The sequence below is a fragment of the Lysinibacillus sp. NPDC097868 genome (assembly GCF_044761135.1).
Taxonomy (GTDB): domain Bacteria; phylum Bacillota; class Bacilli; order Bacillales_A; family Planococcaceae; genus Lysinibacillus.
Map to the genome: position 1 here is coordinate 2803342 of NZ_JBIWBS010000001.1, position 12556 is coordinate 2815897.

Annotated in this window: 12 protein-coding genes; 6 read left to right on the forward strand and 6 right to left on the reverse strand. The window is 35.7% G+C overall.

What is annotated here, in order from left to right; translation table 11 throughout:
• Positions 1 to 46 precede the first annotated feature (46 nt).
• The 3 genes from thiM to thiE are packed head-to-tail and all read left to right on the forward strand — an operon-like array spanning position 47 to position 2245.
• The gene (thiM, locus tag ACIQXJ_RS14115) at positions 47 to 802 is read left to right on the forward strand and encodes a hydroxyethylthiazole kinase (RefSeq protein WP_403054593.1); all 756 of its coding nucleotides are present in this window, start codon (positions 47 to 49) and stop codon (positions 800 to 802) included.
• Positions 802 to 1629 (forward strand): bifunctional hydroxymethylpyrimidine kinase/phosphomethylpyrimidine kinase, encoded by an 828-nt coding sequence (thiD, locus tag ACIQXJ_RS14120; RefSeq protein WP_403054595.1) that lies wholly within the window; start codon positions 802 to 804, stop codon positions 1627 to 1629. The genes thiM and thiD overlap by 1 nt, the downstream gene beginning before the upstream one ends.
• Positions 1616 to 2245, forward strand: coding sequence for a thiamine phosphate synthase (gene thiE / locus ACIQXJ_RS14125; RefSeq protein WP_403054597.1), 630 nt, complete (start codon positions 1616 to 1618; stop codon positions 2243 to 2245). Before thiD ends, thiE begins: the two co-directional genes overlap by 14 nt.
• A gap of 126 nt (positions 2246 to 2371) precedes the next feature.
• Here the strand turns inward: thiE and ACIQXJ_RS14130 are convergent, their stop codons facing one another.
• From ACIQXJ_RS14130 to ezrA, 4 genes are all read right to left on the reverse strand, one after another.
• Positions 2372 to 2584, reverse strand: coding sequence for an alpha/beta-type small acid-soluble spore protein (locus tag ACIQXJ_RS14130; protein ID WP_173477551.1), 213 nt, complete (start codon positions 2582 to 2584; stop codon positions 2372 to 2374).
• Between the two features lie 214 nt (positions 2585 to 2798).
• The gene (thiI, locus tag ACIQXJ_RS14135; protein WP_403054599.1) at positions 2799 to 4007 is read right to left on the reverse strand and encodes a tRNA uracil 4-sulfurtransferase ThiI; all 1209 of its coding nucleotides are present in this window, start codon (positions 4005 to 4007) and stop codon (positions 2799 to 2801) included.
• Positions 4004 to 5164, reverse strand: coding sequence for a cysteine desulfurase family protein (locus ACIQXJ_RS14140; protein WP_403054601.1), 1161 nt, complete (start codon positions 5162 to 5164; stop codon positions 4004 to 4006). The genes thiI and ACIQXJ_RS14140 overlap by 4 nt, the downstream gene beginning before the upstream one ends.
• Positions 5165 to 5472: 308 nt before the next feature.
• The gene (gene ezrA / locus ACIQXJ_RS14145) at positions 5473 to 7176 is read right to left on the reverse strand and encodes a septation ring formation regulator EzrA (protein ID WP_403054603.1); all 1704 of its coding nucleotides are present in this window, start codon (positions 7174 to 7176) and stop codon (positions 5473 to 5475) included.
• Between the two features lie 199 nt (positions 7177 to 7375).
• Between ezrA and hisJ the strand changes: the two genes are divergently transcribed.
• Both hisJ and ACIQXJ_RS14155 read left to right on the forward strand, forming a co-directional pair.
• Complete coding sequence (hisJ, locus tag ACIQXJ_RS14150; protein WP_403054605.1) at positions 7376 to 8173, forward strand: histidinol-phosphatase HisJ; 798 nt, start codon at positions 7376 to 7378, stop codon at positions 8171 to 8173.
• Between the two features lie 20 nt (positions 8174 to 8193).
• Complete coding sequence (locus ACIQXJ_RS14155) at positions 8194 to 8673, forward strand: GAF domain-containing protein (RefSeq protein WP_403054607.1); 480 nt, start codon at positions 8194 to 8196, stop codon at positions 8671 to 8673.
• An 85-nt stretch (positions 8674 to 8758) separates the two neighbouring features.
• Here the strand turns inward: ACIQXJ_RS14155 and ACIQXJ_RS14160 are convergent, their stop codons facing one another.
• Positions 8759 to 10642: a sensor domain-containing diguanylate cyclase gene (locus ACIQXJ_RS14160; protein WP_401009064.1), complete on the reverse strand. Its 1884-nt coding sequence runs from the start codon at positions 10640 to 10642 to the stop codon at positions 8759 to 8761.
• A gap of 467 nt (positions 10643 to 11109) precedes the next feature.
• Between ACIQXJ_RS14160 and rpsD the strand changes: the two genes are divergently transcribed.
• Positions 11110 to 11712 carry a 30S ribosomal protein S4 gene (rpsD, locus tag ACIQXJ_RS14165; RefSeq protein ID WP_053485007.1) on the forward strand — a complete coding sequence of 201 codons (603 nt, stop codon included), beginning with the start codon at positions 11110 to 11112 and terminating at the stop codon, positions 11710 to 11712.
• A gap of 262 nt (positions 11713 to 11974) precedes the next feature.
• Here the strand turns inward: rpsD and ACIQXJ_RS14170 are convergent, their stop codons facing one another.
• A complete protein-coding gene (locus ACIQXJ_RS14170; protein ID WP_403054610.1) occupies positions 11975 to 12532 on the reverse strand; it encodes an integrase in 558 nt (185 codons plus the stop codon).
• Positions 12533 to 12556: the final 24 nt, after the last annotated feature.

The following is a 12556-nucleotide window of genomic DNA, read 5'->3' on the forward strand; positions in this document are numbered from 1 at the left end:
AAGAGCTTTTTGCATGCTTACGTCCATCCAAAAAAGGAGGACTACGATGATTTTTCAAACTATTCGTAAAAAACAGCCACTCATTCATTGTATTACAAATTATGTTGTGGCAAATTTTCAAGCAAACGGCTTATTAGCAATTGGTGCTTCACCTGTAATGGCAGATGAATCTCTGGAAGTTGAGGAGATGGTATCGATTGCATCAGCCCTATTGATTAATATTGGCACACTCACTACCCGTACAAAAGAATCGATGTTACTTGCTGGAAAAAAGGCAAACGCGCTAGGTGTACCGGTTATTTTGGACCCAGTTGGTGTTGGAGCAACAAATTTACGTAAACAAACGGTACAGCAATTATTAGAAGCCGTTCATTTTGCTGTTATTCGCTGTAATATCGGTGAACTTGCCGCTATTGCTGATGTTCGTTGGCAACAAAAAGGAGTAGATAGTGGCAGCGGTTCCATTTCAGTTGAAGATAAAGCGAAAGAAATTTCTAAAAAATATAATTGTATCGTTATTGTAACTGGTGAAAAGGATTTTATAACTGATGGAGAGCATTCCAAATGGATTATTGGCGGACATTTTCGAATGACAGAAGTTACAGGAACTGGTTGTTTGTTAAGTGCCATTTGCTGTGCAGCTTATATTGCAGGCAATAAGCCATTTTCTCAGTTGTGCAATACATTAACGAGCTATAAAAAAGTTGCTGAACATGCCGCCTCATCTGCGCCATATAACGGTGATTTTGCAGTATCGGTCTTAAATGAGTTACACCGTTTATCGAAGGACGGTGAAAAATAATGCATATTGTAACAACAATAGCTGGCTCAGATAGTGGTGGTGGAGCTGGTATCCAAGCTGATTTAAAAACATTTCAGGAATTAGATGTATTCGGGACATCCGTTATAACTGCTTTAACAGCACAAAACACCTTAGGAGTGAACGGTGTGCTTCCAATTGAACATGCTTTTGTAAATAAACAACTTCATTCACTCCTAGATGATTTTCCAATTAGTGCAGTAAAAACAGGAATGCTTTTTTCCTCTGATATTATTTATACAATTGCAAGAGCTATATCTAATTTAAATATTCCCCTTATCGTTGATCCTGTGATGATTGCCAAAGGTGGCGAAAACTTATTACAACAAGAAGCAGTTGAAGCATTAAAAGAAGCTTTATTACCTCTTGCTACAATCGTAACGCCTAACATCCCAGAAGCAGAGACACTTACTGCTAGAAAAATACACAATTTATCAGACATTCAGCAAGCTGCACAATCATTATTAAAATTAGGTGTTCAATGTGTCATTATCAAAGGTGGACATTTACATGACGATAATTTTGCAACGGATTATGTATTTTTTGAAGATGGCGAAACATTTTCAATGCAATCTACTCGAATTACAACGAAAAACACGCACGGAACGGGATGTACATTTTCTGCTGCATTAACCGCTTTTATTGGTCGGAAAATGCCTTTAAAACAAGCAATTATTGAAGCCAAGAAATTTATTCAGCTAGCCATTAGCCATGATTTATCGATTGGAAATGGCAATGGACCAACGAATCATTTTGCTTACAAAAAGTTTCATGATACTTGCGAGGTGACCATACATGAAACGCAGTGACTTACAGCTTTATTTTATAATGGGTACAGCGAATGTGAAAAATAGACAACCTTTAGAAATACTTGAGGCAGCATTGCAAGCAGGCATTACGATGTTTCAATTTCGTGAAAAAGGACAATATGCATTGACGAATGAGCCCTACGAACATTTTGCACGTCAATGCCAAAATCTATGCAGGAAATACAACGTTCCCTTTATTGTGAATGATGATCTCGACCTTGCCCTAAAGCTCAATGCAGATGGGATTCACATTGGCCAAGATGATTATCCCATCTCACTAGTACGACAAAAAATTGGACAAATGATCCTTGGTGTTTCTGTCCATACAGCTACTGAATTGCAAGTTGCTTTAAAATATGGGGCAGATTATGTAGGTATTGGCCCTATTTATGCAACCACATCTAAAATCGATGCCAAACTACCTTGTGGAACGGAATTTTTACAACAAGCAAGATGCATGTATCCGCAGCTGCCGATTGTCGCAATTGGTGGCATCCACTGCCAGAATGCACCTGATGTTATTAAAGCAGGTGCAGACGGTGTGGCTGTTATTTCCGCTCTTTGCGAAAGTAATGACATTCAAAAAACGGCTTCAACTTTCAAATCATTGTATTAATAGCGTAAATTTTTTGTTATATGTATGCATGTAATCATATGGCATAAAAAAACTAAATTTAAACAAACTAAAACCAGTGCCTTTTACGGTCACTGGTTTTAAGTTCAATAATTACTTATTCTGCAATTATTGGTTTTTTGGCATACCTTTTAATTGAGATTCTGCCATTTGTACAAGACGTTTAGTGATTTCACCACCAACGGAACCGTTAGCACGAGCTGAAGCGTCAGCTCCTAATTGAACACCAAATTCTTGTGCAATTTCGTATTTCATTTGATCAAGTGCTTGTTGTACACCAGGTACTGCAAGCTTGTTTGAACTACCATTGTTGTTTGTCATGTCTGTCTCACCTCCTTGTGATTATAGAATGTGCGATATTTGTTTTTTAATACGAAAAAAATAAAGGTAAAATGTAACTCTAAAGGAAATTGACTAGAAAATTAAAAAAAGAACCGTCTCAAATACGATTTTGAGACGGTTTCCTTCTTATTAAATGGCGTTTTTAAATAAATGAAAAACAACGATGAATTTATTTTTTACATCCGTAATTTTTTTATAAAAGATCTGCGAATTTATCTGTAGGCTGCTCTTTTTTCGGAAAAATGTAAACTTCACGGTTTTTCACAGCACGCTCAATTAGTTCATCGAAATCAGAAAAGCTTTCATAATGCTCTACTTTCTCAAGCTTTGGTTTCGTTTTCGGACTAGCAGGTGTGAAAATTGTACAGCAATCTTCAAATGGCTGAATCGACGTTTCATATGTGCCGATTTTCTCCGCAATTTCAATAATATCTAACTTATCATTCGATATAAGCGGACGTAAAATCGGTGTATTCGTTACTGCGTTAATAGCAGTCAAACTTTCAAGCGTCTGACTTGCTACTTGTCCAAGACTTTCACCTGTTACAATGGCAAGTGCGTTAATTTCTTCACGTACTTTATCTGCAACTTTTAACATCATACGACGTGTTGTAGTCATAGACACATTAGACGGTACTTTTTCTTTAATAAGTACTTGGATTTCTGTAAACGGAATAACATGTAGTCGAATACTTGCGCCGAATTTTGTTAGCTCATTTGCTAGCACTTTTACTTTTTCTAATGAATTTTGACTTGTATATGGTGGGCTAAAGAAATGTATTGCCTCTAGACGTACACCACGTTTCATCATTAAATAGCCTGCAACAGGACTATCAATCCCTCCTGAAAGCATTAATAATGATTTTCCGTTGGAGCCAACTGGCATACCACCTGCGCCTGGAATAACTTGCGCCATCATATAAGTCGAATCGTGGCGCACTTCCACTCGTAGCTCTACATCTGGATGTTTCACTTTTACTGATAAATTTTGATATTGAGGTAAAACATGGCCACCAATTTCACGCTGAATACTGTGAGAATCTAATGGGAATGTTTTATCTGTACGTTTAACTTCAACTTTAAAAGTTAATTGTTCATGTTTAAATGTATCCATAATCGTAATCGCAAGCTGTTTCATGGCATCCATATCTTTGTCACAAGCAGCAACAGGACTAAATGATTGTATCCCAAAAATTTTCGGTAATCCTTCTAGTAAGACATTCATTTGTGCCTCATCTTGAATGGCGATAAACATACGATCACGTTCTGTACGAATGTGTAAATGCCCTAAATCTGCAAACGCATAACGAATATTCTCACGTAAACGACGAATAAAATCCATTTTGTTACGTCCTTTTGTAGATAGTTCGCCATAACGAATTAATATTTCTTTCCAAATCATAATAAAAGTTCTCCTTTTAGTTCCATCAATACTTTTTTGATAGCTAGTATAAATTGTTCTATGCCTTCAGATGTTACATGTGCGCCAAAGCTCACACGAATAACACCCTTTTTAAAATGTTCATCAATATTTAATGCTTCTACAACATGGCTAGTTTTTGTTTGCTTTGACGAACAAGCACTTGATGTAGATACAATGACACCATATTTTTGTAAGGCATTTATAAGTACCTCACCTTTTAAATCACGAACACTAAATGATAAAATATGAGCTGCACTCTCTGGGGTAGATAAAATATGCACAATGTCACCAAATTGCTCTAGCTCAGCACGGATTTCCTGCTGCCATTTACGGTATTTTTCTGCACGTTCATTCATTGTTTCCACTGCAATACGAGCTGCTTTCGACAGTGCTACTGCTTGCGGAACAGCAACTGTGCCACTACGCAAACCAAATTCCTGTCCTCCGCCTAAAGCATATGGTTGCCATTGCATTTTTTTTCGGAATGCTAAGACACCCGAGCCTTTAAATCCATGAATTTTATGTCCAGAGATTGTAATACAATCAGGACCTTCCTCACCTTTAAATGTTAAAGGTAATTTTCCGAAGCTTTGTACTGCATCGACATGGAACGCCGCTCGACTTTCTGCATGGACGATTGTAGCTGCTTCAAAAATAGGTTGAATAGCACCCATTTCATTATTTACATGCATCATACTAACTAAAATAGTATCTTTGCGTATTTTTGCCTTTAGCTCATCTAATGAAATTACACCTTGTGCATTTACATGTAAATACTCTATTTCAAAGCCTTCCTTTTCCAGCTGTTTGACTGATTCTAACACAGAAGGATGCTCTATTTCCGTAGTTAAAATATGTTTACCCTTATGTGTGTTGCCACGTGCTAAACCAATAATTGCTGTGTTATTAGACTCGGTACCACCTGAAGTAAATAGCACATTTTTTGCTTCAGTCTTCAAAATATCTGCTACTTGCTCACGCGCACGCATTAATAATTCGTTTGATTCTACGCCCATGGCATGAATCGATGCAGGGTTTGCATAATACTGTTCATTCACTGCCATAAACGTCTGCATTACTTCTTTGTAAGGCTTTGTTGTAGCACTATTATCAAGATAAATTGTATTAACTTTCATTATTTTTCACACACTTTCAAAACGTTGATTTAACGGTATTTATCATAACGCAATCTGTCGCGATTGACTACTAATTATTCTGATTTAGTCATTTATCGTCTCTTTTTTATGACCTTTATAATGAAAAAAACTACCCATTTTTATTTATTTCGATCATAGAATTGCACGAATATATTTACTTTTTTTGACCAGTTATGCTAAGCCTAACGTTACGTAGCAATAAATAAAATAGCTACCTAAAAAGTTCATTACGTCACTTTTTAGGTAGCTGTTTCTTTTGTTTATTTTCTTTTATTCACTTCGAACTTTTAAGACTTTGTTAGCGTCTCTTCTGCAACAATTGCTTCTATACGCTTTAATGCACCTGGCTCCATTTCCTCTACCGCAGTCCCAGCTTCTTCTAAAGCCTTCGCATAACGGTACTGATGGAATGCTTGTTCTGCTTCTTTTAAACGAGCATTTAATTTTGGATTCGTTGCACGGTGACGATTGCCATATTGTATGATACGTTCAATAAGCATGACATTCTCAATCAATTCATGTGCCTTCGAATGCACATCATCAACACAAAGAGTCGCTGCATTCAAGTTATTATGAATTGTTCCCATGTTAAGTGGTACTTCTTGTAGACTTTGCATGACAATATAAATATGCTCAGCAGCCTCATCTAAACGAGCATCCATCTCTTCTGGAATACCTGGAATATTTGCCTTATTTAACAGGCGATCTGTTTCTTGTAATGTTTTTTTCAAGTTTTCCACTTGTGTACGAGCTTTATTTTCATCAATGCGAAGCTTTTTCATTGTATTTGATAAATGCCCTTGCTCTTCGTGGATACGCTCTAGTTCTTCGCTAATTTCAATTAATTCCTCTTGTAGACTTGAATAAGCCGATTTTTCCTCAGAGACACGCATTGCCAATAAATCATATCGGCGTTGGAGTGCTTCTAATTGTTTTAAAGCAGCCTTTGGAATTTCAGCATCTTTTTCATTCAAATGGTAACTTTGCTGAACAAATGTTGCTTCATCACTAACTAATCGCGTTGAGCTAATAACATTCGTAATGGATCCTAATAATCGCTCACAATTTTGGTCTACATAATTTTTAGCAATGACTTCTTTTTCAAGTAAATCATAGAAACGGTCAATTTCTTCATTTATTTCAGCAACACGAGGTTTAACAACTGTTAAATTCAGCTCCGCAAGTTCACCCTTTAACGTAGCAAATTCAACTTCCAGTTTGTCCAACGCTTCTGTTAGCTCTAAATGATGCAAGTAGTACGATTGTTCTTCCATTTCACGTTGACCATTGCGCAATTCTTGAACTGCACCTGGTAACTTTACTTGCAGTTCTGTCAAAATAGTTGGAACGTCATTGATGTATTCAAATGTCTGTTGTGATTCATGATTCAAGCTAATGACAATTTCACGTGCCTGCAAATAATTTCCTTCGCTTGTGAGTACATCAAATTCCTCAAATTTTTGAATAAACACTTCTAATTTTTGTTCAAGTGCTGGTAAAGCTACACCAAATGAGTGTTGATGCGCAAGCAATGTTTTACGTGCTGATCGATAATATTCTTTGAGCTGTTCAATTTCAATACGGTTTTTTTCTTCGCTGCCAATTAATTCATTAAGTTCTTCTAAGATTTTATCTCTATCTTTTTCACACTTAAGAATATAGTCTTCTATTTCACGTTCTATCAACGTTGCTTTTTTAAAACGAAGACGATTGATTTGATCTTCAGCGTCGAATAGAAGCGAATCAATTTTTGTCATATGTACATCGATGACTTCATCCCAACTATTACGCCACCGTTCAAACATTTCCTCTGTTTCACCATTCATGTTTAAAGATTTAACTTTGGAAATTTCCTCATTTATGGGATTGTTTTGTATTTGTAATTTTTCATTTTCTAGTTGTGAAATGATTGTTGTATGTTTTCTTCGCATCATTAATCCTACTATGGCTAAAATTAATAGTAGGATAATTGGAATGATGATATACTCCATCGTAAGCCTCCTATTCTACAATAAACGAATTGGCTAGTTGTATACATTATATACTATGTTTTCGCCTTTTGTACTAAAATTTAAGTGATTTTCAGAAAAGTGTATTCACGACCTACATATTGACAGTTCCGCCTATGTCATTGAACATAGAGCATAAATATGTAATTATCATTTTACTAGTTAAAGGAGTGTAATATGTATGAAAAGAGACGGCCATATCCATAGCCCGTATTGCCCACATGGGACATCTGATTCATTTACACAATATATTGAAAAAGCTATTGCTGAAAACTTTACGGATATTACATTTACAGAACATGCACCATTGCCCTCTAATTTTAGCGACCCTACACCCGAAAAAGATAGTGGAATGCAACGAGATTTTTTAATGCCGTATTTCGAGGACTTACAGCAGCTCCAAAAGCAATATGCACAAGATATTCGCATTCGTATTGGTTTAGAGATAGACTATATTCAAGGCTATGAGCAAGAAACGCGTAAATTCCTTGATACATATGGGCATTTTTTAGATGACTCTATTTTATCAGTGCATTTTTTACAATGGCAAAACACATATGAATGCATTGATTTTTCTGCTGAAAATTTTATAGCTTTTGCTAAAAAGGTAGGTTCTATTGAACAAGTTTATCACTTATATTATGATACTGTCCTACAATCTATCGAAGCAGATTTAGGTCAATACAAACCGAAGCGCATCGGACATCCAACGCTTGTTCATAAGTTTCAACTAGCCCATAATACGAAAATTGATGATACCGTCCGCATTCAAGAAGTATTAACTACTATGCAGCAAAAAGGATATGAGTTAGATTTAAATAGTGCTGGTTTAAGTAAAACATACTGTCAAGAGCCTTATCCACCATTTGCCTTTATCGATTATAGTAAAACGATCGGTTTACCTGTCGTTTTCGGTTCTGATGCGCATACCGCTGTTGATCTACATCAGCATTATAAAACTTTATTTCCAATTATATAACTTTTAAACGAGGTGCTATTATGTTTACACAAATTAATTATGAAGGATCCATCGTCGATCAATACAATACATTAGCAAAGCAATTAGATGCACTACTCACTGGAGAAACAGATCGTATTGCTAATTTAAGCAACGCGTCTGCCTTGCTTAATCAATTCCTCCCTGACATTAACTGGGTTGGCTTTTACATATTACAAGAGGAAGAGCTAGTATTAGGCCCATTCCAAGGCTTACCTGCATGCGTGAGAATTCCAGTTGGGCGTGGTGTTTGTGGGTCTGCTGTGTCTAAAAAAGAAACGCTTGTCGTAGATGATGTTCACGCATTTCCAGGGCATATTGCATGCGATGCTGCCTCTCAATCTGAAATTGTCATTCCCCTCATTCAACAAGACAAGGTAATGGGCGTGCTTGATATTGATAGTCCCATCAAAAATCGCTTTTCTACTGATGACCAACTCGGCTTAGAACATTTTGTAAAAACATTACTGCTTCATATTTAAAAGACGTCCGCGAGTAGCCACTAAAAAATGCCCTGAAATGGATTATAAATATATCATTTCGGGGCAAATTTATTGTAAACATCGTTTATGCATTTGTTTGTAACGTTCGATCATGAATACAGAATCTATTTTTCCCATTGTTTTTCGCTTCATATAAAGCTGTGTCAGCATGTAGGAAAACAGATTGAAAGGCTGGTCTATAGAATTGATCCCATGTAATAAGACCTGCTGAAATTGTTACTTGAGGATCTGTTGCATTCGGAATTACTTCTACTATTGTTGATGCTAGCTCTAAAGCTTCTTGCTCATCAACATTAGGCACATACACCGACATTTCCTCTCCACCCCAGCGAGCACAAATACCACTGGCACCTATTGTTTCCTCTAATTGCACGGCAATTTGCACGAGAATTTTATCACCTATTTGATGACCATAGGTATCATTTATGCGTTTAAAATTATCAATATCAATCAGTAAGAACATTCCTGATTGATCTGTTTTCAATGATTTTTCTACAAATTGGTCTAAATAACTACGTGCATATAATTTCGTTAAATGATCTCGATCAACCATTTCTTGTAGCTGATTTCGTAAAATAGAGTTTGCTATCGCTAATGAAGAATGATGGATTAAAGATTGCATTAGCTTAAAACTATCAAATGAAAAGAAATACGGCTCTTTGTGTAATACGATACTAAAGCCATTAATTTTTTCCTCCATTAGGATAGGAATCGCCATAATTGAACGATATTCTATTTGATTTGGGGTTAACCTGCTAAAATCGGCTATAAACAGTGGATCATTTGTATGCTCAAAATGTTGTTCAACATGATTTATATAAGTCTTGCCTTCGTCTGATTTAAATAAGGATGTACTAGCATCTTTCACTACATAGGTAGCATTATCTTTAAAAGCGAAACAAACTTCCATTGGTTGGAAAGACTTCATTAATTGTTTTTGTAGGAAAAGTAACATTTCATTAATATCAATTCGCATATTTAATCGATGCGATGTTTCATTGATAAGTTGTAAGTCACTTACGAGGCGATGCGATTGATGATATAATTTGGCATTTTCTAGTGCATTGCCAGATGCTTGTGCGAGCATACGCACAAAATCTTTTTCAGTTGCTGAAAAAAGGTATGTGGTTGGCGCATTAACTTGTAAAATCCCATAAATGGCTTGTCTCCCTTTTATAGGAGCGTTTAATAATCGACAATTTAAGTCTCCAGCTAGTTCAGTTGTCAACTCACCTGATACAAAAGCTTCAATTGTTGCAGGTCTTTCAGATAAGTAATCAAAAAGCTTTATATCGATTGTCGTATGGCGATCTTGATCGTTGGATAAAATAAGCTCCACATTAAATTCTGGGAAATTATCTCGAATATTTTTTAAAACGTTTTCTAAAATCAAATCAATATCCATTGTTGAATGAAATAAGTCCGTCATATTATAAAGTTTTCTATATTGGTCTTCATTCAATTTTACTTCTAGGTTTTCAATCAGTAGTTGTAAAACTTTCGTAAGCGTTTCTACACACTCTTCACCATAATCCGAAGTCATAAAGTCCGTCCAAGTATCAGTGGCTTCTACAAGCAACACACCAATAGGATCTTTGCCCTCCGCCTGGAAAAGCACCATATCTGTCATCATATTATAGGCTGTTTTTTCTTTTAATATATAAGGAAGCTTCACCACTTTCTGTTGGTAAAAGCTAGCTTCTATCATTAGCCATGACACAGCATTTAGTTTTGTTTCAATCGTCAAATTAGCTAATTCTTCCACAGGTATTAAACTATTACCTTCAAAGCTAAGAAATGCCGCATTTTCAATTTTCAAGTGCTTCTTTAGACACTGTTTAAATGAATAAAAATACTCATTAAAACTAATTAGTCCTCCATTCGAACTCACCCAAATGCTCAAAACATCAGATTTTATATATTTCAGCGTTTGTAAATGGTCTGTCATGAAATCACCTTTTCTATATAACGTACAAATCAATTACTATTAACTTATAATGTATTATACATAATTTGTGTCATTTTGACTATTTAATTCTGCCTTACTTTTACAATTTACATTTAATACCGTATCATTAACCATTTCGTAGTAGTGTAAAATGACTTTCAAGGAAATTCCTACTATAGACCTTTTTGAAAATAGCAATACTAATAATTGACGTCTACGCTATAAGCAGTTACAATGAAGTTTGTGTAAAATAAACGCAGCAGTGGTATGAGCTTATTACTGTATTTTATTCCTCTATTTTACTGAGTATTACTTCACAAAGTCTCTCAGATACAAATAGATGGTGTATTGTGTAACCTAACGGCTGCATAGGCGAAAATACATGAAAATAAAATGCGTATAAGAATGGGTACTACTGGTTTTTGTTTTACAACAAAAAAACCAAATTTAAAGGAGGAGACAACAATATGTCTCGTTATACAGGTCCATCTTGGAAATTATCACGTCGTCTTGGTATCTCATTAAGCGGTACTGGTAAAGAAATCGAAAAACGCCCTTACGCACCAGGTCAACACGGCCCGAACCAACGTAAAAAATTATCAGAATACGGTTTACAACTTCAAGAAAAACAAAAACTTCGTCACATGTACGGCATGAACGAACGTCAATTCCGTACTCTATTTGACCGCGCTGGTAAAATGAAAGGTGTTCACGGTGAAAACTTCATGATCCTTCTTGAAACTCGCCTTGACAACTTAGTTTACCGTTTAGGTTTAGCACGCACTCGTCGTGGTTCTCGTCAATTAGTAAACCACGGTCATATCTTAGTAGATGGCAAACGCGTTGATATTCCATCATTCAGCGTTAAACCAGGTCAAACGATTTCTCTTCGTGAAAAATCTCAAAACCTTGCTGTAGTAACAGAAGCTATCGAAGTAAACAACTTCGTACCTGACTACTTAACTTTTGATGCAGACAAAAAAGAAGGTACATTCACTCGCCTTCCAGAACGTTCTGAACTATCTGCTGAAATCAACGAAGCATTCATCGTAGAGTACTACTCTCGTTAATTTTTTAACGTTAGATTGTTTTCGTTTCTTAAACCCCGCAACCTTGTTTATTCAAGTGTTTGCGGGGTTTTTGTATATATTCACAATTTAAATAAACAGCTTGCATTTCAACACGATTTCACATAGACATATTAAACTATTCAATTTGCTAATTTGGGTATTAATTTTTCCTACATATAAAAGAAAGTCACTCATTATTTTCAAATGAGTGACTTTAGGTGCCAGGCACTCAAACAATTTGGAGTGCTGACGATCGCTTTCCCTAGGCCAACTGTAAAACAGGCTGGCTTAAAAGGTTATTGTATGCATGTAAATCTTGTTCATATAATTTATTATATGTCGCTAGGCTATGCTGCTTTATATAATCAAAGTCCTTTTTATCTATTAGCTGAAGTGTATTATTAAGGTTCCGTGCATTATCCCATGCAGTTTCCTCAAATTGAATATTCATTTCGTGCTCCTCAATTATCATAGATAAAAGACGTTCATTTCGATAAATTTCTTTTTTGGGATGCTGTTTCTTCATCTTGAAAAATTCAATCGTTCTTGGAAGTGATGCTTGTAGCGCTTCACGGTCAACAGCATGACCTAGTTCATGTAAAGTAATTGTTTTTACATAAACCTCAAGCGAAAGTGGTAACATTAGCTCATTTCTTGCTTCTATTAATCTGTTCGCATCAAATCCTATATAATCCCCAATAAAGTTATAACTCATATTAATACCACAATGATCTTGTTTTATCGCCACCGTTATCCCTACAGTTTGCATAACGGAATTAATTACATCATATAGTTCTTTTTCTTTAAGCAATGTTGTCATTATTAACGCTTTCCTCATTTCCTC